Origin of the sequence: Sphingomonas sp. Leaf5 (assembly GCF_001421155.1) — a bacterium.
Taxonomy (GTDB): domain Bacteria; phylum Pseudomonadota; class Alphaproteobacteria; order Sphingomonadales; family Sphingomonadaceae; genus Sphingomonas.
In genome coordinates this window covers 137,001-158,746 of sequence record NZ_LMJZ01000020.1, presented here as the reverse complement: position 1 = coordinate 158,746, position 21,746 = coordinate 137,001, and the positions used below count along the sequence as shown (strand labels likewise).

Here is a 21,746-nt window from a genome sequence, read left to right as displayed (position 1 = left end):
GTCTTCACAGCAGCGCCATATGGTTGCGATGGACCAGCGCCGATCGCGGGGCATAGCCGAGCAGGTCGGTCAGTTCGTCGCTGCGCCGGCCGACGATGCGGACGACTTCGCCGGCATCATATTCGACCAGCCCGCGCGCGATGGTGCGGTCGTCGGCGTCGATAATACGGATCAGGTCGCCCCGGACGAAATCGCCCTCGACACCGATCGCGCCAGCCGCCAGCAGGCTGCGCCCGGTCGCAAGCGCCCTGGCCGCGCCGGCATCGATGCGGATCGCCCCGCGATCGGTCAGCCCGCCCGACAGCCATGCCTTGCGCGCCGGCGCGTTGCCGGCGGTGGCGAAAACGGTGCCGTGGCCCGTCTCCCCGAACGTCGCCAGCGGATGGTCGATCCGGCCACTGGCGATGGCGAGGTTCGCCCCGGCGGCGGTCGCGATCCGGGCTGCCTCCACCTTCGACACCATCCCGCCCGATCCCATGCCCGATGACGATGTGCCGTCGGCCATGCGCATGATCGCCGCATCGATCTGCGCGACATGGCGGACCAGCCGGGCGTTCGGGTTGCTGTGCGGGTTCGAATCGTACAGGCCGTCGATGTCAGACAGCAGTAAGACGCCGTTCGCGCGCGCCGCCGCGCCGACCCGGGCGGCAAGACGGTCATTGTCGCCGAACCGGATTTCCTCGGTCGCGACGCTGTCATTCTCGTTGACGACCGGCACCACGCCCAGCGTCAGCAACCGCCCGAGCGTCGCCGAGACGTTCAGATAGCGGCGGCGATCCTCCAGATCGTCCAGCGTCACCAGCAATTGCGCCGCGGTCAGCCCGTGACTGGCGAGCAGTTCGGCCCAGATGCTCGACAGCGCGATCTGCCCGGTCGCGGCGGCCGCCTGCGCGTCCTCCAGACTGGCGCGACCGCACTTGGGCAGCCCCAGCCGCCGCGCGCCGAGCGCGATCGCACCCGACGACACGATCACGATCTGCTGCCCGGCCGCGACCCGCACGGCTATATCCGCGACCAGCGACGCCAGCCACTCGCGCTGCGCCTGTCCGTCCGACGCGACCAGCAACGCCGACCCGACCTTCACGATCAGCCGGGGGCAGTTTTTCGGAGAGAAGCAGTCCTCCCCGCGGGGCGGGGAGGAGTTGGTTGCACCTAGATCGGCGACCATATCGGCGGTTCCTCGTCGTCGCCCGTGTCCTGCGCGTGCATCTCGCTCGGGCCGATCGCTTCGATCAGCCGGTCGAGCACCGCCTCCAGCCCCTGTCCGGTCGCGCCCGACAGCGGCAGCACCTTCGCACCGCTTTCGGCCTCGAGTTCGGCGATCAGCGCGGCGGTCAGTTCCTCATCGAGCAGATCGGCCTTGTTCAGCGCGATCACCTCGGGCTTGTCGGCAAGGTCCGCGCCGTAATTCTCCAGTTCGCCGCGCACGATCCGGTACGCCGCGACCGGATCGTCGACATGGCTGTCGATCAGGTGCAGCAGCACCCGGCACCGCTCGATATGCCCCAGGAACCGGTCGCCGATCCCGGCCCCTTCCGCCGCGCCTTCGATCAAGCCGGGGATGTCGGCGATCACGAACTCGCGCTGCTTGTGGCTGACCACGCCCAGCTGCGGCCGGGTGGTGGTGAACGCATAGTCGCCGACCTTCGCGTTCGCATTGGTCACCGCGTTGATGAAGGTCGACTTGCCGGCATTGGGCAGCCCGACCAGCCCGGCATCGGCGAGCAGCTTCAACCGCAGCCAGACCCACGCCTCGTCACCCGGCCAGCCGGTGCCGTGCTGGCGCGGCGCGCGGTTGGTCGAGGTCTTGTAGCTGGCGTTGCCGCGCCCGCCATCGCCGCCGCGCAGGAATACCTCGCGCTGGCCGGCACGGGTGAAGTCGGCAAGGACGGTTTCCTTGTCCTCCGCCAGCACCTGCGTCCCCACCGGCACGCGGATCACCAGATCGCGCCCGCCCGGACCGGTCCGGTTCGACCCCGATCCGCCCGATCCGCGCGGTGCGCGGAAATGCTGGGTATAGCGGAAGTCGATCAGCGTGTTCAGCCCGGGAACCGCTTCGAAGATGATGTCGCCGCCCTTGCCGCCATTGCCGCCGTCGGGGCCGCCATATTCCATGAATTTTTCACGGCGAAAACTGACGGCACCGGGGCCGCCCCCGCCCGACCGGACGAAGATCTTGGCTTGATCGAGAAAATGCATTTCGTCCGCTTAGTCGGACTCGCCGCAAGGGGGAAGGGGCTATGGTCGAAGTCGCCGGTACAGCACGAGGGCGTCGACCTCGCCCAGGGTCGGATGCTCGAACGCGCCGGGCAGGCACCCGACCTGTTCGAAGCCCAGCGACCGCCACAGCCGAACCGCACGGACGTTGCTCGCGACCACGAAGTTGAACTGCATCGCCCGAAACCCCGCCGCCTGCGCATGCGCCAACGAATGGACCGCCATCGCGCGCGCAATCCCGCGCCCGGTCGCTGCGGCATCGGTCGCATAGCCGCAATTGGCGACATGCCGTCCGCCGCCGGCCTGGTTCGCCCGACAGAAATAGCTGCCGAGCACCGCGCCATCGACCTCGGCGACGAACACGCTGTTGCCCGGCGCGTGCCAATAGGCGAGGATCTGTTCCGGCGTGATGTCACGGTCGAGGGCATAGGTCTCCCCCGCCCGGACGATCGGCACGAGGATGTCCGCGATCGCTTCCGCATCGCTCGCTACCGCCGGACGGACCGGTATCAACTGCCCGCCCGCACCGCCATCAGGCTGCGCACCGCCAGGTCGCGTGCCTTGTCGCGCGGCAACCGCAGCGCCTTCGCCATCGCCCCGCCGAGCAAGGCGTCGCCGAGCGCCATCAGCACCAGCTGCAACGTTTCCTCGGCCAGCGGCATGCCGCTCAGCGCCTGTTCGCTGCCCAGCCGGTCGACCAGCGCGTGGATCGCATCGAGGATCGGGTCGAGCGCGTCGTCATTGCCCGACAGGATCATCCAGCTCGCCAGCGCGCCGGCACCCTCCCGGTCGAACGCGTCGAAGGTCAGATCGACCACCTCGCGCGGATCGTGATCGCCATCCTGTGCGCGCAGCACCGCCGCGCCGATCGTCGCGGTGATCGTCGTCGCCATCCGTTCGGCCAGCGCCTTTTGCAGCCCCGATGCCGACCCGAAATGGTGGAGCAGATTGGCGTGGGTCCGCCCGATCCGCGTTGCGACCGCCTTCAGCGTCACCGCCTGCGGCCCGGCCTCGATCAACAGGTCGCGGGCGGCATCGAGCGCCGCGTCGCGCGACGCTTCGGGCGACAGGCGACGACGCGCTATTGACATATCTGTAAGTAGTCAGCATCTGGCATGGCATCAGTTGGAGCAGAACCGTGGCGAAAGCAAAGACTCCCGATGATCTGACGATCACCCCGCGCGACGTGCGCTTCGGGCGCGACGGCGGGTATCGCCGGTGGTGGCTCAACGACGATCCGATCGCCACGGCCTTCTACAATGCGCTGTCGGTGACCTTTCCGAAGGGGGAGGGGTTCTTCATCGACAGTGTCCGCCAGTATCGCGACGACGTGCCGCCGCGTCTCGCCGCCGAAATCCGCGCCTTCGTGAAGCAGGAAGCGATCCATACCCGCGAGCATCTGGCGTTCAATCGCCATGTCGCCGATCAGGGGTATGACGTGTCGCGGCTGGAGGCACGGGTCGACCATGAACTGGCGATCACCCGTGGCAGGCCGCCGATCGCCAATCTGGCGGCGACGATGTGCCTCGAACATTTCACCGCGATCCTCGCCCACGAACTGGTCGCCAACCCTGCGCATCTCGCCGGCGGCGATCAGGCTGCCGCCGATCTGTGGCGCTGGCATGCGATCGAGGAGATCGAGCACAAGGGCGTCGCCTATGACACGTGGCTCCACGCCACGCGGCACTGGACCCGGTTCAAACGCTGGCGGGTCAAGGCGCTGGTGATGCTGATCGTCACCGGCAAATTCTTTCGCGGACGCTCGGCGGGAATGCTCGACCTGCTGGCGCAGGACGGTTTCCGTGGCGCGGGCGTGAAATGGCGGTTGTTCGCCTATGCCTTTGGCCGCCCCGGCATGGCGCGCAAGGTGCTCGGCATGTACCTCGCCTTCTTCCTGCCGGGCTTTCATCCATGGAACCATGACGACCGCGAACTGATCGGATTGGTCGATAGCGAATTCGAAGCGGCCCGGCTGGCGCGCGCCTGACCGCTTGCTCCGGCGAGACCGCCGGGGCAGGACAGGCCGATGCGAACGGTATCGGAAGCAGCGGCGGTCCGCCTCTATCACCTCGACGATGAAGGCGGCGTCGCGACGACCATCCTGTACGGCACGCTCGCCGAAGCAATGGCCGCAGCGGCGCGCGAACCGGCGGAAGTACAGGCTGGTTTGTACCTGCAGACGAGCAACGACGTGGTCGGTTATCTCGATCTGTTGGAGGGGTAGGGATGCGCGTGTGACTGGTACCGTACCATTGATATCGTCATTCCGGGCTTGACCCAGGATCCCGCTGTCCTTGGTTGACTGCGCGAAAGAAGCGGGACCCCGGGTCAAGCCGAAATCTTTGCGAAAGTACCGATCTCCGGCCCCCGCGCAGGCGGGGGTCCAGAGCCAAGCAGAACAACGGCCTGCGCTTGGAACCCTGGACCCCCGCCTGCGCGGGGGTACGGCGGGTCTTTGGTCAAGCTTTCTATTTCCGCAGAGATCTCGGTCAGGCCCGGGGTGACGATAAGGAAACGAACTTCGATTCCATCATACCAGCGTGGAAGTTGCGAACCTGAAGCTACGCCAAGCTACCACCTGTCCCGACGGCCGGGGCGGCTATTGCGAACCCAAGAACCCATGGATCAAGCGGGTCGAGGCGGATACCGTGCAGCGCCGGGCATCCGCCTCCGCCGGATTACTGATAGCCGCCCTCTTCCTCGCGTTCCTCGGCGGCTTCTTCCTGTACGTCTTCCATTTCTTCCTGCTCGGGCGTGTCGGGATCGATCATCGCGGGCGTCCTCTCATGCGGCAGCAGCGCCGTCCGCCATCAACCAGCCGGACGGCGCGAGCGTTCCGTGCGCTTCAGGCCGCCAGCCGCCGATCCTGTCGCCGCTCGGCCAGGTCGATCGCATAGTCGATCGTCTCGACATCGACGCCGCGTGCGCGCGCATGGATCGAACTGCGCGTGCCTGTCGCGACGAAGCCCAGCCGCCGCAGCACCGCGCCCGACGCCGGGTTGTCGACATAATGTCCGGCCACGACCCGACCGATGCCCAGCGTCGCCGCGACGTCGAGCGCGGCACGTCCCGCCTCGACGGCATAGCCGCGGCCCCATGCCGACGGTGTCAGCCAATATCCCATCATGTGCGGAACATCGCCGAGCGGACCGATCCCGACCCCGCCGATCAGGTCGCAGCGGCCACCATCATGGGCGAAGATCAGGAAGTTCGGACCGGGATCGCCCTGCCATCCGGCCACGAACGCCTCCGCATCGGCCAGCGTGTACGGCCACGGCGCACGCGACAGATTGCGGACGACAGCTTCATGCCCGATCGCGGCGGCAAGTGCGGGGGCGTCCTCGATCCAGCCGGGGCGCAGGGTCAGGCGTTGGGTACGGGCGAACATCGGCATCTCTCCAATGCGCCGCGCCTCCGCAAGAGGCGGGCAGGGGCCGGAGAGAGCAATAAAAAAGGGAGCCGGGGTGACCCGCCTCCCTCTTGTTGGCTGGTTCCGTTGCCGGAACCCGGGTCACCCTGGTGGGCGACCCGGTTGGTAGCCCGTTATTCTGCGGCCAGCGCCGGCATCTCGACATACGCAAATTTGCGGCCGAGCTTGCCTTCCTTGAACGCCACGCGGCCATCGACCAGTGCGAACAGGGTATGGTCCTTGCCCATGCCGACGTTCACGCCCGGATAGAATTTCGTGCCGCGCTGACGCACGATGATGTTGCCCGCGACCACTTCCTGGCCACCGAACTTCTTCACGCCAAGGCGACGGCCGGCCGAATCACGACCGTTGCGCGACGAACCGCCTGCTTTTTTATGTGCCATGGTTCAAACTCCTCGTATGCGCTCAGGCGGCGGCGGTTTCGTCGGCGCGCTGGTCGCCGATCGCGGTGATCTTCAGGATGGTGTGCTGCTGGCGATGACCGTTCTTGCGACGGTAGTTGTGCCGGCGGCGCTTCTTGAAGACGATGACCTTCTCGCCCTTCGCCTGCGCGATGATTTCCGCCGAAACCGTCAGCCCTTCGACCGACTTCAGTTCCGAACCTTCGCCGGCAAGGAGCACGTCGCCGAGCGTCACGTTGCTGCCAGCTTCGCCATCGAGCTTCTCGACGACGATCTTGTCTCCTGCGGCAACGCGATACTGCTTGCCGCCCGTGCGCACGATTGCGAACATGGCCCTTGCTTCTTTCCCAAATACGATATGTCCGCGTGGAGATACCCCACACGGCAAGTGGATCGTGACTAGGCAAGCGAGCCGCCCCTGTCAATGCCGAACCGACGATTCGCCTGCGAAACCGATGTTGCGGCGCGGCAACAGGCGCGTGACAATCGTGTTACGCCATATGGCGTAGGGTTGCGCCAGAAAATGTCCCGGTGGAACTAGGCTGCGCAACGACCGGCCGTAAATGCCGGTTTCGGGGAGATTTTCATGCGTAAACCGGTTTTCACCGCCTTGTTTCTGTCGACGGCACTGACCGCCATGCCGGCCTTCGCACAGGTCGCCGATGCGCCGCCGCCCGCCGCCGATGTACCCGCTGGCGAGGAGATCGTCGTCGTTGGCACCCGCGCACAGGGCCGCACCGTCGCGGAAAGCCCGGTGCCGGTCGACGTCATCACTGGCGATGCGCTTGTCAATGCGGGCTATACCGAAACCAACAAGCTGCTGAACCAGTTGGTCCCGTCGTTCAACTTCCCGCAACCGTCGATCACCGACGGCACCGACGTGGTCCGTCCGGCAACGCTGCGCGGCCTGTCGCCCGATCAGACGCTGGTGCTGGTCAACGGCAAGCGTCGTCACACCACCTCGCTGCTCAACGCCAACGGGTCGGTCGGGCGCGGTTCGTCGGCGGTCGATCTGAACACCATCCCCGGCCTCGCGATCGAACGGATCGACGTGCTGCGCGACGGGGCGTCGTCGCAATATGGTTCGGACGCCATCGCCGGCGTCATCAACGTCCAGCTCAAGCGCCGCGAAGGCGGTCGCGCGACGATGACCTATGGCAAGTATATCTCGCAGATGGAGGGCGTCGCCGAGGTATCGGGGATCGCGCGGCAGTCGAACGGCCAGCCGCAGGTCCGCGCCGACGGCACCTATGTGCTTGAAGAAACCGGCCGTGACCGCGAAGTCCGCGACGGGCGCACCGTGACCTTCGCCGCGAACATGGGCCTGCCGATGGGCGAGACCGCCTATCTGAACCTGACCGGCGAATATCGCGACCGCGAACCCACCGACCGCGCCGGTTACGACCCACGTCGCAACTATCCGCTGCTGTCGACCGGCGGCGTCGATCCGCGCGAATTCAGCTACGACCGCGTCAACCACCGCTATGGCGATGCGAAGACCACCGATTTCAACTTCTTCCTGAACGGCGGCGTCGATCTCGGTGCGACGTCCGAACTCTATATCTTCGGCAGCTACGGCGTTCGCGACGGCGAAAGCGCCGCCTTCTATCGCCGCGCCTCGGGCCGCGATACCAACGGCAATATCCAGGATCTGCGCAACTGCACCTTCACCGGTACGGTCTGCACGCCTTTCTATGCCGACGGTTTCCTGCCGCTCATCACCAGCCAGATGGAGGATTTCTCCGGGGCGCTGGGCGTGAAGGGCGATGTCGCCGGGTTCAAATATGACCTGTCCTATGTCTATGGCACCAACAGCTTCGATTTCCGGATCGAGAACAGCTATAACGCGTCGTTCGGGCCGCAATCGCAACGCGCGTTCAACGCCGGCGGCACCCGGTTCGGGCAGCAGACCGTAAACCTCGACCTGCAGCGCGACATCGCCGTCGGCTTCCTGTCGCAACTCTCGCTGGCGCTGGGCGGCGAATATCGCAACGAGAACTACAAGATCGTCGCCGGCGAACTCCAAAGCTACGCGGCCGGGCCGTTCGCGTTCAGCAATGGTGCCGCTGCCGGGTCGCAGGGCTTCCCCGGCTTCTCGCCGACCACCGCGGTCGACGCGTCACGCGACAGCTTTGCCGGCTATGTCGAACTGGACGGCAAGGTCAGCGACGCATTCAACGTCGTCGCCGCCGGCCGGTACGAACATTTCAGCGATTTCGGCGATACGGTGAACGGCAAGCTCGCCGCACGCTTCGCACCGGTCGAATGGGCGGCCCTGCGCGGATCGATCTCGACCGGCTTCCGCGCGCCGAGCCTTGCGCAGCAATTCTTCTCGTCGTTCGCCACGCAGAATATCGGCGGGACGTTGGTGGAGATCGGGACGTTCCGCGTCGGCGACCCGGTCGCCCGCGCGCTCGGTTCGCGCCAGTTGAAGGCCGAAAAGTCGCTCAATATCGGCGGCGGCCTGACCCTGTCGCCGTTGCGCGGGCTGACGCTGACCGCCGATTATTACAACATCAAGATCGACGACCGGGTCATCCTGTCCGAAAATCTTCAGGGGACGGCGGTCGTCGCGGTGCTGCGCGGGGCGGGGATTCAGGATATCACCTCGGCGCGGTTCTTCATCAACGGCATCGACACCCGGACGCAGGGCGTCGAAGTCGTCGGCACCTATCGCGTGCCCGACCTCGGCATCGGCAGCGTCACGCTGACCGCCGGCTACAACTATAACCAGACCGACATCACCGATCGTTCGACGCTGTCGGCAATCCCCGGTGTCACCCTGTTCGGACGGCAGGAATCGCTGCGCCTGACCGACGGACAGCCGCGGTCGAAGGTCAATGCCGGTCTCGACTGGTCGCAGGGCATTTTCGGCGTGACCGCGCGGACCAATCGCTTCGGCAACACCCTGTCGCCGGGCGGCGCGGCCGCGACCGATGTCGAACTGGCACCCAAGTGGCTGACCGATCTGGAAGTCCGCGCGACCCCGGGCCAGTTCGAATTGGCGATTGGCGCGAACAACGTGTTCGACGTCTATCCGACGCGCAACCCGATCCTCGGCGCGACGGCGATCAACAACTACTTCATCCCGTATTCGAGCTTCTCGCCGTTCGGCTTCAACGGGCGGTATCTCTACGCCCGCGCCGGCGTGAAATTCTGATCGAAGCGGGCGGGCAGGGGCATCGCGCGCCTGCCCGCTCACTTCGCAGGCAGCTTGGTCCCCAACAGGACCAGCCGGTCGCCGGTGATCCCGAACCAGTGCGGCACGCCCGCCGGGATCAGCATCACGTCGCCGGGCTTCAGCGACCGCTCGGTAGCGCCGACGATGCGGTCGCCCTCGATCAGGCCCGGCTGGGTCTGTCGACCGCCGACCATCGTGCCACCCGACCGCAGCGTCCCCGCACCGGCGATCACGATCGCATATTCTGCCTGATCGGGGTGGACGGCCGGGCGTCCCGGTGCCTTCCAATATTCCAGTGACGCGACGCGGTCGCCATCGCGGACCAGCGGTTTCCACGCGAAGCCCTGATCAGGCTTCATCGCCTTGCCCATCGCCTCGACCTCGGCGGTGATGGTCGCGTTGCTCGCGAAACCGGTCGGGTCCGCCGCCTGACCCGCGAGCAGCAGCGCGAACGCGGCAAGCATCATTTCCGTGGTTCCAGCCGGATCGTTCGTCCCTCGCGTGCGGATCGATAGATCGACTCGATGATCCGCATATCGCGCAACCCTTCCTCACCCGACACGATCGGTTCGCGGCCGCCGGTCGCGCATTCCGACAGGTGATCGAGCTGTGCGGCGAACTGGTTCTTGCCCGGCCCCGGCGGCGGGGTCACCTGTCGCTCCCGATCGCCACCGACCCAGAGCCGCTGCCCGCTATAGCTGGTCGCCGGCTCCATCTCGATCCGGCCTTTCTCGCCCATCAGCAGGATCTGGTTGCGGTTGGCGCTGTACATCGACTGGCAACTGCCGATCGCCCCGGACGGAAAATCGAGGGTGAAATCGATCATGTCCTCGACCTCCTTGAAGCGCGGGTCGCGCCGGTCGGTCGATTCGCGCGCGGTCACGGCAATCGGTTCCTCACCGGTCATGTAGCGCACCGCCTGCAACGCATAGATGCCGATATCCATCAGCGAACCGCCGCCCGACAATGCGCGCTTCAGCCGCCATGCATTCGGATCGCCGAAGTTGAAGCCATGTTCGGACCGCACATAGCGCGTTTTGCCGACCGCGCCGCTGCGCGCCAGCCGCATCGCTTCTCGATTATGCGGTTCGAAATGGCTGCGATAGCCGATCATCAGCTTGCGGTTCGCCTTGCGCGCGGCGGCGATCATCGCCTCGCATTCGGCGACCGACACCGCCATCGGCTTTTCGCACAGGACATGCTTGCCGGCCTGCGACGCCCGGATCGAATATTCGGCATGCATCGCATTGGGCAGGCAGACATAGACGATGTCGATGTCCGGGTTGTCGCGGATGCGGTCGTAATTCTGGTAGGAATAGATGGCGCTGGCGGGAAGGCCGTATTCGGTCGCCACCCGTTCGGCCTTTGCCCGGTCGCCGCTGACCACGGCGGCAAGGCGACTATGCTCGCAATTCTGGAATTCGGGGATGATCCGCCCCAGCCCATAGCTTCCCAGACCGACGATGGCATAGCCGAGCTTGCGGCCGGGCTGACCGAACGACGCGCAACCGGGCGCGATCGACAGGGCGGCGGCGGAAAGGATCAGTTCGCGACGGCCGATTTCCATGGCTTTTCTCTCCGGCAACGATCGCCGCAGGATGACCGGACCCGACCGCCGTTACAAGCTATGTCGTTGATTTCTCTTCGTCGGCCTCGGCCCGCGCGGCACGTTGCTCGGTCAGGATGCCCCAAGCGGTGATGAACAGTGCGCCTGCCAGCGGCCCGACGACGATCCCGCTCAACCCCAGCAGGTCGATACCGCCGAGCGTCGTCACCAGCACCAGCCAGTCGGGGATGCCGGTATCGCGCCCGACCAGCAACGGGCGCAGGATATTGTCGGCGAGCCCGATCACCAGCACACCCGATGCGATCACGACCACCCCCTGCCAGATCGCACCGGTGGCCAGCAGATAGATCGCGACCGGGGTCCAGATGATCGCCGGTCCGACCGCCGGCAACAGCGCGGCGATCGCCATCACCAAACCCCACAGCAGGGCGGCGGGCAGACCGACGATCCAGAAGGTGATCGCCCCCAGCGCGCCCTGCACCAGAGCGACGACGCCGGACCCCTTGATCGTCGCGCGCACGACGGCGTTGAACTTGTTCGCCAGCCGCCACGCGACGTCACGCTCCAGCGGCAGCGACCGGACCACCGCCGGTCCGATCCGGTCCCCGTCGCGCAACAGGAAGAAGGTCACATATAGTCCGACACCGAACGCCAGCAGGAACGCGGCGGCATTCGCGCCGATCAACAGGGCGCTGCGGGCAAGCACGCTGGCGCTGGCACCGACCGCCTGCGAGATGCGCGACTGCGCGCGTTCGAAACTGCCGAAGCCGGCATTGTCGATGGTATGCTGGACCCGCAGCGGCAGGGCGTTGTGGACCTGTTCGAAATAGGTCGCGAAATTGATCTGGCCGCTCCGCAACTGGGTATAGACGCCCGCCGCCTGATCCATGACCATGCCGGCGATGATGAGTGCGGGGATCACCACCGCGACGGTGATGATCAGCAGCGTCAGTGCCGCGACCAGATTGCGCTGCCCCGGCCGCCACCGCAACAGGCGCTGGAACAGCGGCTGGAACAGCAATGCCGCCAGTGCCGCCCACAGCAGCGCGCCGGCAAAACTCGATACGACCATCGTCAATCCGATGGTCACCAGCGCAAGGAACAGGATGAATCCACCGGATTCCACGCGCTGTCGGTCGATTGCCATGCTGTACTGCCTTACTGATTACGGCCGGCGATCGGGCCGGGATTGATCGTTGCGCAAGCGGAACGCCGGGGCGCGGGCTATGCTCCCTCTATCGATCGACAATCGGCGGAATTGGCTGCGGCAACGGGGGCCGCTTCCCCCGGTCCCACTGCACGCCCGCCGAACCGTTTGGAGGATCGCGACGGTCCCGCCGAAGCAGCAGCCGGGCATGCAATCTCAGCGCGTTCGCACGCTTACTTGCTACCGCGGCTGCGATCGCGAATGGCGCGGAATTCGTCGCCGGCTACCCAATTGGGCCATGCGGTCGTCGTCGCCAGCTCGCGCCCGATCGTATAGAACAGGCTCAGATCCTGTGCGACGCCCGCCCAGTTCCAGTTCGGATCATATTCGTCCTTCGGCCCGTGATAGCGCTTCTCGGTATAGTCCTTGGCCGCCGCCTCTCCCGCCGCCTTCCCGCCGGTCACCAGATCGTCGCCCGAATCGAGATAGAGCATCGGCACGCCATGTTTGGCGAGGCTGAAATGGTCGGAGCGATAGTAATAGCCGTTCTGCGGCATCGGATCGGCCTCCGCCACGCGGCCCTGCGCAGTCAGCGCGCGGTCGAGATAGGTGTCGAGTTCCGACTTGCCCTTGCCGACGACCACGATGTTGCGGGCCGGCCCGGCGACCGACAACGCGTCCATGTTGATGCCGCCGACGGTCCTCGCGAGCGGATAAATCGGATGATCGCCATAATAGGCCGATCCGAGCAGACCCGATTCCTCGCCGGTCACCGCCAGATATAACTGACTGCGTTCGGTCGCCCCCGCCTTCGCATTCGCCTCTGCCAGCCCGATCAGCGCGGCGGTGCCGGTCGCATTGTCGATCGCGCCGTTGCAGATATCGTCGCCATCGGGCGCGGCCTCGCACCGGCCGAGATGGTCCCAATGGCCGGTGAACAGCACGATTTCGTCGGGACGCCGGGTGCCCGACAGGATGCCGACCACGTTTTTGGATGCGTGACGCCGGACCTGATTGTCGAACGATACGCTCGCCTTCACCCCGGTCAGCGGCACGGCGCGAAAGCCCCTGGTCTGCGCGGCAGCGACGAGTTGATCGTACTTCTTGCCCGCCGCACCGATCAGCCGTTTGGCGGCGGCCAGCTGCATCCACCCGATCGCCTCGCTCTGGTCCATATGGTTGTTCGCGGCGTCGGCGACCTGTTGCGGGCCGGTCCAGCTCGACTGGACCACGTTCCAGCCATAGGCGGCGGGGACGGTGTCGTGAATGATGATCGCCGCCGCCGCACCCTGCCGCGCCGCTTCCTCGAACTTGTAGGTCCAGCGCCCGTAATAGGTCATCGCCTTGCCGCCGAACGGTCCATCCAGCGTCCGGCTGGCATAATCGGGATCGTTGACCAGGATCAGCACCATCTTGCCTCGTACATCGGTGCCGGCATAGTCGTTCCACCCCTTTTCCGGGGCGTTGATGCCATAGCCGACGAAGACGACGTCGCTGTTCGCGACCGTCGATTTCGGCGTCACGCGATAGGTGCCGACGACCATCTCGGGGCCATAGGCCACCGCGATCGGGCTGCCGGCACCGGTGAAGGTCAGCGGCGAAACGTTGCGGCTGGTGATCTCGACCAACGGCACGTCCTGAAACCAGCTGCCCTTGTTCCCCGGTTTCAGGCCTGCCTTGGCGAATTGCTGCGCCAGATAGGCCAGCGTCTTCTCCTCGCCCGGCGTGCCCGGCGCGCGTCCTTCGAAGTCGTCCGACGACAGGACGCGGGTCGCTTCCTTGACCGTCTCGATGGAGATGGGGGCGGGTGCCGTCTGGGCCAGCGCCGATGCGGCGAAGGTCAGGCAGGGGGCAAGCAAGAACGAACGCATCGAACCTCCGGAACAACGGGATGGTCCGGTTGTGACATGGCGAAGATGGCGACGCAACGCGCCGGACCGGCACCATCGACCCGCCTCCTTGTTTTTGACGAGGCCAAGCCGTCGCATCGGGCTTTCCTCGGCGGTCATTGCAGGGCAACGGTCCCATGACGCTTATGGAGGAACCGCAATGCCGACCGACCGACGCAATCTGATGGTGCAGGGTGCGCTGCTGGGTGCCGGCCTTGCGACCGCCGGGATCGCACCGGTCGCGGCGGGGCAGGGGGCGGTCGCCCGCTTCCCGAGCAAGCGTCCCGCGCCCGCCGATCGTCGCTTCGTTAGCAGCGCGGTCGAACAGGAAATCGCACGGGTCAGCCGGATGATCGCCGACCCGGAAGTCGCGTGGCTGTTCGCCAATTGCTACCCGAACACGCTCGACACCACGGTGCGGATGTCCACGGTCGACGGCAGGCCCGACAGCTTCGTCATCACCGGTGACATTCCCTGCCTGTGGCTGCGTGATTCGGCCGCGCAGGTGAAATCCTATCTGCATCTTGCCCGGCAGGATGCGAAGCTGCGCGAACTGTTCCGCGGACTGATCGCCCGCCACGCGCGCAGCGTCCTGATCGATCCCTATGCCAACGCCTTCATGGAAGACCCCGGCGCGCCGACCTCGCTTTCGTGGGCCAAGGCCGACGATACCGAGATGCGACCCGGCGTCGCCGAACGGAAATGGGAGATCGATTCGCTATGCTATTCGATGCGGCTGTCGCACGGCTATTGGCGTGCGACGCGCGATGCCGCGCCGTTCGACGCGCAATGGAGCGATGCGATGCGCGCGATCGTCCGGACCTTCCGCGAACAGCAGCGCAAGGACGGCCCGGGTTCGTATAAATTCCAGCGCGCCAGCCGCCAGCCGACCGAGACGTTGCTCGCGGGCTATGGTGCGCCGACGCGCAAGAACGGCATGATCCATTCGGGTTTCCGCCCGTCGGACGACGCCTGCCAATATTCGCTGTTCGTGCCCGCCAATCTGTTCGCGGTGACGACGCTGCGCGAAATGGCGCAGGTCGCGAACGAAGCGCGCCACGATGCGGTACTGGCGAATGACGCGACAGCACTCGCGAACGAGGTCGCCGCCGCAGTGGCGCAGCATGGCACGATGCGCCTGCCCGATGGCAGCGACGTCTGGGCCTATGAGGTCGACGGCTATGGCAATGCCATCTTCATGGACGATGCCAACGTGCCGTCGCTGTCGAGCCTCGCCTGGCTCGGTTGCGTTCCCGCCGCCGACGCCCGGTGGCAGCGGACAGCAAAGGCTGCGTGGAGCGAGGCGAACCCGTGGTTCTTCAAGGGCAAGGCGGGCGAGGGGATCGGTGGCCCGCATCAGGGGATGGACTATATCTGGCCGATGTCGCTGATCGTCCGGGCGCTCGGCGCGACCGATAACGCAACGATCCTGCAATGCCTCGCCACGCTCAAGCGGACCCATGCCGGCACGGGCTTCATGCACGAAGCGTTCGAAAAGGACGATGCGGCCAAGTTCAGCCGCGACTGGTTCGCATGGGCCAATGGCCTGTTCGGCGAACTGATCCTGCACGTCGCCGCAACGCGACCGCACCTGCTCAAGATGCCACTCGACGGGGTCAGGGTCTGAAAGTGCAAGGACAAGACCGCTGCCGAAGCAGCTCTACCCGAGCCAGGCCCTTTGCCGGCTGGTGACCCCTACGAGAATCGAACTCGTGTTTTCGCCGTGAGAGGGCGACGTCCTAACCGCTAGACGAAGGGGCCGCTTGCGGGGAGGGGCGCTGGTACGCCGCGATGCGGACGGCGTCAAGCGGGGCGGTGATGGTTTCGGACGGTCGCGGTCGTTCATCGCAGCGAAACCTTTTGCCCGTTGCGGAATTGAACCGAAAACCTCTTCGAACAAAGGCAATCGTCATGGCCAAGGCTGTCCCACTGTTCCTGTCGCTGATCCCGCTGGCTGCCGTGATCGGAACATGCGTCGTCTGCCCGTGACCGGGCATTCCTGACCAGCGTCGCGCGACGATCCGCGCAAACGAAAAAGGCCGCCGGATCGCTCCGGCGGCCTTTCGTTCGTCGAGGCGAAGGGGATCAGCCCTGCACTTCCTCCGACGCTTCGTCGCGGGCGATTTCGCCCGGCTCGGCGTTGGGGTCATAGTCTTCGGTGAAGCCGGCGTCGTCACGCTCGAACATCGACGCCATGACGTCGACGCCCTGCGACTGCATCTCGGCTTCTTCCGGCGAACGGGCGACGTTCACCTTCACGATGGTGACGACTTCCGGGTGCAGCGCGACCTTCACGTCGTACAGGCCGATGGCCTTGATCGGACGGTCGAGGACGACCTGCGACTTGTCGACCTTGTGGCCGTCGGCGACGAGCGCCTCGACCAGATCGCGAACCGCGACCGAACCGTAGAGCTGGCCGGTGTTCGACGACTGACGGATCAGCGTGACCGAAACGCCTTCCAGCGTCTTGGCTTCGGCTTCGGCGTCGGTACGACGGGCGGCGTTGTCGGCGACGATCCGCTCGCGGTTCGCCTCGAACACCTTCTTGTTGGCTTCGTTGGCGCGCAGCGCCTTCTTGCGCGGCAGCAGGAAGTTACGGGCGAACCCGTCCTTTACCTTCACCACGTCGCCGATGGCGCCGAGCTTCTCGACGCGTTCCAGCAGAATGACGTCCATGTCGGGCGCTCCTTACTTAACGATGTAGGGCAGCAGGCCCAAATGGCGGGCGCGCTTGATGGCCTGGGCCAGTTCGCGCTGCTTCTTCGCGCTCACCGAAGTGATGCGCGACGGGACGATCTTGCCGCGTTCGGACACGAAGCCCTGCAGCAGACGAACATCCTTATAGTCGATCCGGGGAGCGTCCTTGGCGGAGAAGGGGCAGCTCTTGCGGCGGCGGAAAAACGGACGTGCCATGGGTGCTGTTCCTTACGCTTCGACTTCGGCCGACGGCTCGCGCTCACGGCGCGGACCACGGTCGTCACGATCACGGCCACCACGACGGTCGCCACGCTCCGAGCGCTCGCTCTTGCGCATCATCACGGTCGGACCTTCTTCATGGGTGTCGACCTTGACGGTCATGAAGCGGATCACGTCTTCGTTGATCTGGGTCTGGCGCTCCAGCTCGGCAACGACATCGCCCGGCGCGTCGATTTCGAGCATGACGTAATGCGCCTTGCGGTTCTTCGCGATGCGATAGGCGAGGCTGCGCAGGCCCCAGGTTTCGGTCTTGACGACCTTGCCGTTCATGTCCTGAACGATCTTGGTGGCGGTTTCCGCCAGCGCGTCCACCTGCGCCTGTGCCAGATCCTGGCGCGCAAGGAACACGTGCTCATACAGAGCCATATTCTTTTCCGTCTGTTGGCCGATCGCTGACGTCGCGCCAATCGCGAACGCCCCTCCGGCTGTCGTCTTCAAATGCAGTCCGGGGCGGCGGTCGCCCGTCAACCCGAAGCGAACGCCCTTAGCCGATTGGCCGTGAAACGCAAGCAGTCTTGCGCCCGATCACCCGGAGCGACTAGGCCGCGCGAAAGATTTCGGCAGGAGCATATATGCGCGCATTCATCTTTCCAGGGCAGGGCAGCCAGTCGGTCGGCATGGGCGCGGCGCTCGCCGCCGCCAGCCCGCACGCACGCGAGGTGTTTCAGGAGGTCGACGACGCGCTCGGCCAGCATCTGTTCCGCTTGATGGCCGATGGTCCCGATGCCGAACTGATGCTGACCGAAAACGCGCAGCCCGCGATCATGGCCAATGCCATCGCAACGCTGCGCGTGCTGGAGCGCGAGGGCGGGATGCGACTGGCCGACAAGGCCGATTTCGTGGCGGGGCACTCGCTGGGCGAATATACCGCACTGTGTGCGGCGGGTGCGCTCGACCTGTCGACGACAGCGCGCCTGCTGAAACTGCGCGGACAGGCGATGCAGGCGGCGGTGCCGGTGGGCGAGGGGGCCATGGCCGCGCTACTGGGTGCCGATCTGACCAAGGCGCAGGCGCTGGCCGAGGCGGCGGCCGAAGGCGAGGTCTGCACCGTCGCCAACGACAACGACCCGTCGCAGGTCGTGATTTCGGGCGCGAAGGCGGCGATCGAACGCGCCGTGCCGCTGGCGAAGGAAATGGGGATCAAGCGCGCGGTGGTGCTGCCGGTGTCGGCCCCGTTCCACTGCCCGCTGATGCAACCGGCCGCCGATGCGATGGCGGCGGCACTGGCCGACGTCGCGCTGTCCGCGCCGGTCGTCCCCGTCTACGCCAACGTCACCGCCGCCCCGGTCGCCGATCCGGAAGCGATCCGCCGCCTGCTGGTCGAACAGGTGACCGGCATGGTCCGCTGGCGGGAATCGGTACTGGCGATGCAGGACGCGGGTGTCAGCGACTTCGTCGAACTGGGCGGCAAGGTGCTCGGCACCATGGTCAAGCGCATCGCCCCCGACGCGACGGCGACGAGCGTGGTGGCGATGGCCGACATCGAGGCGCTGGTTGGGCGGTTGTAAGAAAGAGGTGGTTCGCGCGGAGGCGCAGAGGCGCGGAGAAGGTTCGGTGCAGGATATCGATACGATTAGTGGCGACGTCGTCGATTTGGCGATCCGTATTCATCGTGCGCTCGGACCCGGTCTGCTCGAAAGCGTCTATGAGACGGTGTTGGCCGCGAAACTGGAGGCGATGGGCTACCATGTCGCACGTCAGCAACCAGTATCGATCATGTTCGAAGATTTTCGCTTCGATGCCGCTTTTCGGATCGACCTGCTGGTCGAAAATCGGCTGTTGATCGAAATCAAATCGATCGAGAAGCTGGCACCGGTCCACGCCAAACAGCTGCTGACCTATTTGCGTCTGACCAAACAGCCCGTAGGGCTACTCATCAACTTCGGCGGCGAGACGCTCAAGGAAGGGCTGCGCCGGCTGGTCAACGACTACACCCCCTCTGCGCCTCCGCGCCTCCGCGCGAACCCCTAATTCTTCTTCATGGAAAGCTGATTCACATGTTCGACCTATCGGGAATGACCGCCCTCGTAACCGGGGCCAGCGGCGGGATCGGTTCCGCCATCGCCAAGGCGCTGGCGGCGCAGGGGGCGCGGCTTGCGGTGTCGGGCTCGAATGCCGACAAGCTGGCGGCGTTCCGTGACGAACTGGGCGGCGACCATGTCGCCATCGCCTGCAACCTGTCCGATGGCGCGGCCGTCGACGGCCTCGTGCCGCAGGCGGTCGCCGCGCTCGGCAAGCTCGACATCCTCGTCAACAATGCCGGCGTCACCCGCGACAATCTGGCGATGCGGATGAAGGACGACGAATGGGATCAGGTGATCCGCGTCAACCTCGAAGCCGCGTTCCGTCTGTGCCGCGCCGCCGCCAAACCGATGATGAAGGCCCGGTTCGGCCGGATCGTCTCGATCACCTCGGTCGTCGGGCAGACCGGCAATCCGGGGCAGGCGAACTATGCCGCGTCGAAGGCTGGCCTGGTCGGCATGTCGAAGGCGATGGCCGCCGAACTGGCCAGCCGCGGCATCACCGTCAACTGCGTCGCGCCGGGCTTCATCGCGTCGGCAATGACCGAGGTGCTTCCCGAAGCGCAGAAAACCGCCCTGCTGACCAGGATTCCCGCCGGGGCGTTGGGCGCGGGCGATGACGTCGCGGCGGCGGTCGCCTATCTTGCCAGCCGGGAGGCCGGCTATGTGACCGGCCAGACGATCCATGTGAATGGCGGGATGGCGATGATATGAGCATGATGCTGATGGCGGCGATGCTGGCGACGGGTGACGCGAACGTCGTCCGCTGCGTCGCGACCAAGATGCCGAAGGCCGACATGGCGCGTCTGCAACAGGGCATGATCGTCGGCGTGCTGGAGGGCAGGAAGCCGGCCGCGGCGACCGAGACGCTGGTCAAGAAGGCGCGGGCCCATGCCGCGGCCTGCCAGCCCGGCACCGGCAAGGCCGATAGCCGTGCGGGCGAGATCGTCGTCACCAGCATCGCGGTCGAAGCACTGGCATCGGGCCTGAGCGCGAAGGGCGTCGATCCGATCGCGGTCAATCGCCGGTTGAGCCAGACGCCGCCGGCCGTTCTCAACGCCTTTCTCGCGCGCAAACAATCGGCGCAGGTCGAAACGTTCATGAGCGGCATGATGGCCTTGGCCGGCGCGAAAAAGGACGATACGCGGGTGCAGCGGCTGATGGGCGGCTATGCCTATAACGCCGCGACTCTGGCGCGATTGTTCGCGGCGAAGGCCTGAGCCACGGACTTGCGCCGGAGCCGGACGGGCTTTAGGGGCGTTCAGGTACAATACACCCCGGATGTGAAGAGGGAATGAATATGAGCGAGACTGCCGAACGCGTGAAGAAGATCGTCGTCGAGCATCTCGGCGTCGAAGCGGAAAAAGTTACCGAAGACGCGAGCTTCATCGATGATCTGGGCGCGGACAGCCTCGACATCGTCGAGCTGGTCATGGCGTTCGAGGAAGAGTTCGGCGTCGAGATTCCCGACGATGCCGCCGAAAAGATCACGACCGTCAAGGACGCGATCACCTATATCGACGAGCATAAGGGCTGATCCGGCGGGGACGCGTCCCGCGTCCCGCCATCTGCCGAGACCATCACGGCCCCCCGTCCCGGCGAACAGCCATGGGCGGGGGGTCGTTCGTTAAGTATCTGAACGGAGAGTAATGCCATGCGCCGCGTAGTCGTGACCGGCCTCGGCCTCGTGACCCCGCTGGGTGCCGAGGTCGAAACCGCCTGGAAGAACCTGATCGCCGGAAAATCCGGGGCCGGTCCGATCACGCATTTCGATGCGTCGAACCAGAAGTGCCGGATCGCGTGCGAGGTGAAGCCCGCCGGCCACGAATATGGGTTCGATCCGGGGCTGCGCGTCGATCACAAGATCCAGCGGCAGGTCGATCCGTTCATCATCTTCGGCATCGACGCCGCCGGACAGGCACTCGAGGATGCCGGCCTGACCGACATGAGCGAGGAAGAGCGCTATCGCGCCGGCTGCTCGATCGGTGCCGGCATCGGTGGTCTGCCGGGCATCGCCAGCGAATCGCTGGTGTGCGAGAACAAGGGGCCGTCGCGCGTTTCGCCGCACTTCGTCCATGGCCGGCTCATCAACCTGATCTCGGGTCAGGTCTCGATCAAATACGGTCTGATGGGGCCGAACCACGCGGTGGTCACGGCGTGCTCGACCGGCGCGCATTCGATCGGCGATGCCGCACGGATGATTGCGATGGACGACGCCGACGTGATGCTCGCGGGTGGTGCCGAAGGCGCGATCTGTCCGCTCGGCATTGCCGGCTTCGCACAGGCACGGGCGCTGTCGACGGCATTCAATGACCAGCCGGAAAAGGGATCGCGTCCCTATGACCGCGACCGCGACGGCTTCGTCATGGGCGAGGGTGCGGGTGTCGTCGTGCTCGAGGAATATGAGCGGGCCAAGGCGCGCGGCGCGAAGATCTATGCCGAAGTGATCGGCTATGGCCTGTCGGGCGATGCCTATCACGTCACCGCCCCGCATCCCGAAGGGTCGGGCGCGTTCCGGTCGATGGAAATGGCGATGCGCAAGTCGGGCCTGTCGCTGACGGACATCGACTATATCAACGCGCACGGCACCTCGACGCCGCTCGGCGACGAACTGGAACTGGGCGCGGTGCGGCGGTTGTTCGGCGACGCCATCGGCGGTCTGACCATGTCGTCGACCAAGTCGGCCATCGGTCACCTGCTGGGCGGGGCCGGCGCGGTCGAGAGCATCTTCTGCATCCTCGCGATGCGCGACGGCATCGTGCCGCCGACGCTGAACCTCGACAATCCTTCGGAAAACTGCGCCGGCGTGAACCTCGTTCCGCATGTGGCGCAGGAGCGGAAGGTGAAGGCGATCCTGAACAATTCGTTCGGGTTCGGTGGCACGAACGCGTCGTTGGTGATGAAGGCGGTCTGACGA

General features: G+C 65.8%; 24 protein-coding genes and 1 tRNA gene. 10 read left to right on the top strand and 15 right to left on the bottom strand.

Features of this window, described 5'->3' with window-relative positions; genetic code table 11:
* Positions 1-4: 4 nt before the first annotated feature.
* From proB to ASE50_RS13235, 4 genes are read right to left on the bottom strand one after another with little or no spacing between them, the layout of a single operon-like run.
* Entirely contained in the window at positions 5-1,168 is a 1,164-nt protein-coding gene (gene proB, locus ASE50_RS13250; RefSeq protein ID WP_056401245.1) for a glutamate 5-kinase, read from the bottom strand.
* The gene (gene obgE, locus ASE50_RS13245) at positions 1,153-2,199 is read right to left on the bottom strand and encodes a GTPase ObgE (RefSeq protein ID WP_056401243.1); all 1,047 of its coding nucleotides are present in this window, start codon (positions 2,197-2,199) and stop codon (positions 1,153-1,155) included. Before obgE ends, proB begins: the two co-directional genes overlap by 16 nt.
* A 39-nt stretch (positions 2,200-2,238) precedes the next feature.
* The gene (locus ASE50_RS13240; protein WP_056401459.1) at positions 2,239-2,727 is read right to left on the bottom strand and encodes a GNAT family N-acetyltransferase; all 489 of its coding nucleotides are present in this window, start codon (positions 2,725-2,727) and stop codon (positions 2,239-2,241) included.
* Positions 2,727-3,308 (bottom strand): TetR/AcrR family transcriptional regulator, encoded by a 582-nt coding sequence (locus tag ASE50_RS13235; RefSeq protein ID WP_056401235.1) that lies wholly within the window; start codon positions 3,306-3,308, stop codon positions 2,727-2,729. Before ASE50_RS13235 ends, ASE50_RS13240 begins: the two co-directional genes overlap by 1 nt.
* Before the next feature lie 47 nt (positions 3,309-3,355).
* Between ASE50_RS13235 and ASE50_RS13230 the strand changes: the two genes are divergently transcribed.
* Positions 3,356-4,204 (top strand): metal-dependent hydrolase, encoded by an 849-nt coding sequence (locus tag ASE50_RS13230; RefSeq protein ID WP_056401230.1) that lies wholly within the window; start codon positions 3,356-3,358, stop codon positions 4,202-4,204.
* A 39-nt stretch (positions 4,205-4,243) separates the two neighbouring features.
* Positions 4,244-4,441, top strand: a complete 198-nt coding sequence (locus ASE50_RS13225) for a hypothetical protein (protein WP_056401227.1) — start codon at positions 4,244-4,246, stop codon at positions 4,439-4,441.
* 621 nt (positions 4,442-5,062) lie between these two features.
* Here ASE50_RS13225 and ASE50_RS13220 read toward each other — a convergent pair.
* The 3 genes from ASE50_RS13220 to rplU form a co-directional block, all read right to left on the bottom strand.
* Complete coding sequence (locus ASE50_RS13220; RefSeq protein ID WP_200909547.1) at positions 5,063-5,605, bottom strand: GNAT family N-acetyltransferase; 543 nt, start codon at positions 5,603-5,605, stop codon at positions 5,063-5,065.
* 155 nt (positions 5,606-5,760) lie between these two features.
* Entirely contained in the window at positions 5,761-6,030 is a 270-nt protein-coding gene (gene rpmA, locus ASE50_RS13215; RefSeq protein WP_055999929.1) for a 50S ribosomal protein L27, read from the bottom strand.
* A gap of 22 nt (positions 6,031-6,052) precedes the next feature.
* The gene (rplU, locus tag ASE50_RS13210) at positions 6,053-6,379 is read right to left on the bottom strand and encodes a 50S ribosomal protein L21 (protein WP_055999926.1); all 327 of its coding nucleotides are present in this window, start codon (positions 6,377-6,379) and stop codon (positions 6,053-6,055) included.
* Positions 6,380-6,634: 255 nt separating this feature from the next.
* Between rplU and ASE50_RS13205 the strand changes: the two genes are divergently transcribed.
* Positions 6,635-9,208: a TonB-dependent receptor plug domain-containing protein gene (locus tag ASE50_RS13205; RefSeq protein WP_056401224.1), complete on the top strand. Its 2,574-nt coding sequence runs from the start codon at positions 6,635-6,637 to the stop codon at positions 9,206-9,208.
* A gap of 38 nt (positions 9,209-9,246) precedes the next feature.
* Here ASE50_RS13205 and ASE50_RS13200 read toward each other — a convergent pair whose 3' ends face one another.
* The 4 genes from ASE50_RS13200 to ASE50_RS13185 all read right to left on the bottom strand — a co-directional run bounded on the left by ASE50_RS13200 (position 9,247) and on the right by ASE50_RS13185 (position 13,814).
* Positions 9,247-9,696, bottom strand: coding sequence for a cupin domain-containing protein (locus tag ASE50_RS13200; RefSeq protein ID WP_200909546.1), 450 nt, complete (start codon positions 9,694-9,696; stop codon positions 9,247-9,249).
* Entirely contained in the window at positions 9,693-10,796 is a 1,104-nt protein-coding gene (locus ASE50_RS13195; protein WP_056401221.1) for a Gfo/Idh/MocA family protein, read from the bottom strand. Before ASE50_RS13195 ends, ASE50_RS13200 begins: the two co-directional genes overlap by 4 nt.
* A gap of 58 nt (positions 10,797-10,854) precedes the next feature.
* Positions 10,855-11,943, bottom strand: a complete 1,089-nt coding sequence (locus ASE50_RS13190) for an AI-2E family transporter (RefSeq protein ID WP_056401216.1) — start codon at positions 11,941-11,943, stop codon at positions 10,855-10,857.
* A gap of 233 nt (positions 11,944-12,176) precedes the next feature.
* Positions 12,177-13,814 carry a M28 family peptidase gene (locus ASE50_RS13185; RefSeq protein ID WP_056401211.1) on the bottom strand — a complete coding sequence of 546 codons (1,638 nt, stop codon included), beginning with the start codon at positions 13,812-13,814 and terminating at the stop codon, positions 12,177-12,179.
* Between the two features lie 178 nt (positions 13,815-13,992).
* Here ASE50_RS13185 and ASE50_RS13180 point away from each other — a divergent pair, with 178 nt between their 5' ends.
* Positions 13,993-15,459: a glycoside hydrolase family 125 protein gene (locus tag ASE50_RS13180; protein ID WP_156347463.1), complete on the top strand. Its 1,467-nt coding sequence runs from the start codon at positions 13,993-13,995 to the stop codon at positions 15,457-15,459.
* Positions 15,460-15,518: 59 nt separating this feature from the next.
* On the opposite strand, the gene ASE50_RS13175 is transcribed toward ASE50_RS13180, so the two are convergent.
* The 4 genes from ASE50_RS13175 to rpsF all read right to left on the bottom strand — a co-directional run bounded on the left by ASE50_RS13175 (position 15,519) and on the right by rpsF (position 17,174).
* Positions 15,519-15,593 (bottom strand) — tRNA-Glu (locus ASE50_RS13175).
* Positions 15,594-15,917: 324 nt separating this feature from the next.
* Positions 15,918-16,508: a 50S ribosomal protein L9 gene (gene rplI / locus ASE50_RS13170; protein WP_056401208.1), complete on the bottom strand. Its 591-nt coding sequence runs from the start codon at positions 16,506-16,508 to the stop codon at positions 15,918-15,920.
* A 12-nt stretch (positions 16,509-16,520) separates the two neighbouring features.
* Complete coding sequence (gene rpsR / locus ASE50_RS13165) at positions 16,521-16,745, bottom strand: 30S ribosomal protein S18 (protein ID WP_010543816.1); 225 nt, start codon at positions 16,743-16,745, stop codon at positions 16,521-16,523.
* A gap of 12 nt (positions 16,746-16,757) precedes the next feature.
* Positions 16,758-17,174, bottom strand: coding sequence for a 30S ribosomal protein S6 (rpsF, locus tag ASE50_RS13160; RefSeq protein ID WP_055997064.1), 417 nt, complete (start codon positions 17,172-17,174; stop codon positions 16,758-16,760).
* Between the two features lie 206 nt (positions 17,175-17,380).
* Here rpsF and fabD point away from each other — a divergent pair, with 206 nt between their 5' ends.
* From fabD to fabF, 6 genes are all read left to right on the top strand, one after another.
* A complete protein-coding gene (fabD, locus tag ASE50_RS13155; RefSeq protein WP_056401199.1) occupies positions 17,381-18,316 on the top strand; it encodes an ACP S-malonyltransferase in 936 nt (311 codons plus the stop codon).
* Between the two features lie 46 nt (positions 18,317-18,362).
* Entirely contained in the window at positions 18,363-18,779 is a 417-nt protein-coding gene (locus tag ASE50_RS13150) for a GxxExxY protein (protein ID WP_056401197.1), read from the top strand.
* A 26-nt stretch (positions 18,780-18,805) separates the two neighbouring features.
* Positions 18,806-19,543: a 3-oxoacyl-[acyl-carrier-protein] reductase gene (fabG, locus tag ASE50_RS13145; protein WP_056401195.1), complete on the top strand. Its 738-nt coding sequence runs from the start codon at positions 18,806-18,808 to the stop codon at positions 19,541-19,543.
* Entirely contained in the window at positions 19,540-20,049 is a 510-nt protein-coding gene (locus ASE50_RS13140; protein WP_156347462.1) for a hypothetical protein, read from the top strand. The genes fabG and ASE50_RS13140 overlap by 4 nt, the downstream gene beginning before the upstream one ends.
* 80 nt (positions 20,050-20,129) lie before the next feature.
* On the top strand, positions 20,130-20,366 hold the full coding sequence (locus ASE50_RS13135) for an acyl carrier protein (protein WP_055760552.1): 237 nt from the start codon (positions 20,130-20,132) through the stop codon (positions 20,364-20,366).
* Positions 20,367-20,483: 117 nt separating this feature from the next.
* A complete protein-coding gene (fabF, locus tag ASE50_RS13130) occupies positions 20,484-21,743 on the top strand; it encodes a beta-ketoacyl-ACP synthase II (protein ID WP_056401188.1) in 1,260 nt (419 codons plus the stop codon).
* Positions 21,744-21,746 lie beyond the last annotated feature (3 nt).

Bases quoted from the DNA above. Each gene is read 5' to 3' on its own strand.
- obgE (WP_056401243.1), bottom strand. From the start codon at position 2,199: ATGCATTTTCTCGATCAAGCCAAGATCTTCGTCCGGTCGGGCGGGGGC.
- rpsR (WP_010543816.1), bottom strand. From the start codon at position 16,745: ATGGCACGTCCGTTTTTCCGCCGCCGCAAGAGCTGCCCCTTCTCCGCC.
- ASE50_RS13225 (WP_056401227.1), top strand. From the start codon at position 4,244: ATGCGAACGGTATCGGAAGCAGCGGCGGTCCGCCTCTATCACCTCGAC.
- fabG (WP_056401195.1), top strand. From the start codon at position 18,806: ATGTTCGACCTATCGGGAATGACCGCCCTCGTAACCGGGGCCAGCGGC.
- ASE50_RS13195 (WP_056401221.1), bottom strand. From the start codon at position 10,796: ATGGAAATCGGCCGTCGCGAACTGATCCTTTCCGCCGCCGCCCTGTCG.
- ASE50_RS13190 (WP_056401216.1), bottom strand. From the start codon at position 11,943: ATGGCAATCGACCGACAGCGCGTGGAATCCGGTGGATTCATCCTGTTC.
- fabD (WP_056401199.1), top strand. From the start codon at position 17,381: ATGCGCGCATTCATCTTTCCAGGGCAGGGCAGCCAGTCGGTCGGCATG.
- ASE50_RS13140 (WP_156347462.1), top strand. From the start codon at position 19,540: ATGAGCATGATGCTGATGGCGGCGATGCTGGCGACGGGTGACGCGAAC.
- ASE50_RS13235 (WP_056401235.1), bottom strand. From the start codon at position 3,308: ATGTCAATAGCGCGTCGTCGCCTGTCGCCCGAAGCGTCGCGCGACGCG.
- ASE50_RS13200 (WP_200909546.1), bottom strand. From the start codon at position 9,696: ATGATGCTTGCCGCGTTCGCGCTGCTGCTCGCGGGTCAGGCGGCGGAC.
- fabF (WP_056401188.1), top strand. From the start codon at position 20,484: ATGCGCCGCGTAGTCGTGACCGGCCTCGGCCTCGTGACCCCGCTGGGT.
- ASE50_RS13135 (WP_055760552.1), top strand. From the start codon at position 20,130: ATGAGCGAGACTGCCGAACGCGTGAAGAAGATCGTCGTCGAGCATCTC.
- rplI (WP_056401208.1), bottom strand. From the start codon at position 16,508: ATGGACGTCATTCTGCTGGAACGCGTCGAGAAGCTCGGCGCCATCGGC.
- rpmA (WP_055999929.1), bottom strand. From the start codon at position 6,030: ATGGCACATAAAAAAGCAGGCGGTTCGTCGCGCAACGGTCGTGATTCG.
- rplU (WP_055999926.1), bottom strand. From the start codon at position 6,379: ATGTTCGCAATCGTGCGCACGGGCGGCAAGCAGTATCGCGTTGCCGCA.
- proB (WP_056401245.1), bottom strand. From the start codon at position 1,168: ATGGTCGCCGATCTAGGTGCAACCAACTCCTCCCCGCCCCGCGGGGAG.
- ASE50_RS13180 (WP_156347463.1), top strand. From the start codon at position 13,993: ATGCCGACCGACCGACGCAATCTGATGGTGCAGGGTGCGCTGCTGGGT.
- ASE50_RS13185 (WP_056401211.1), bottom strand. From the start codon at position 13,814: ATGCGTTCGTTCTTGCTTGCCCCCTGCCTGACCTTCGCCGCATCGGCG.
- rpsF (WP_055997064.1), bottom strand. From the start codon at position 17,174: ATGGCTCTGTATGAGCACGTGTTCCTTGCGCGCCAGGATCTGGCACAG.
- ASE50_RS13205 (WP_056401224.1), top strand. From the start codon at position 6,635: ATGCGTAAACCGGTTTTCACCGCCTTGTTTCTGTCGACGGCACTGACC.
- ASE50_RS13220 (WP_200909547.1), bottom strand. From the start codon at position 5,605: ATGTTCGCCCGTACCCAACGCCTGACCCTGCGCCCCGGCTGGATCGAG.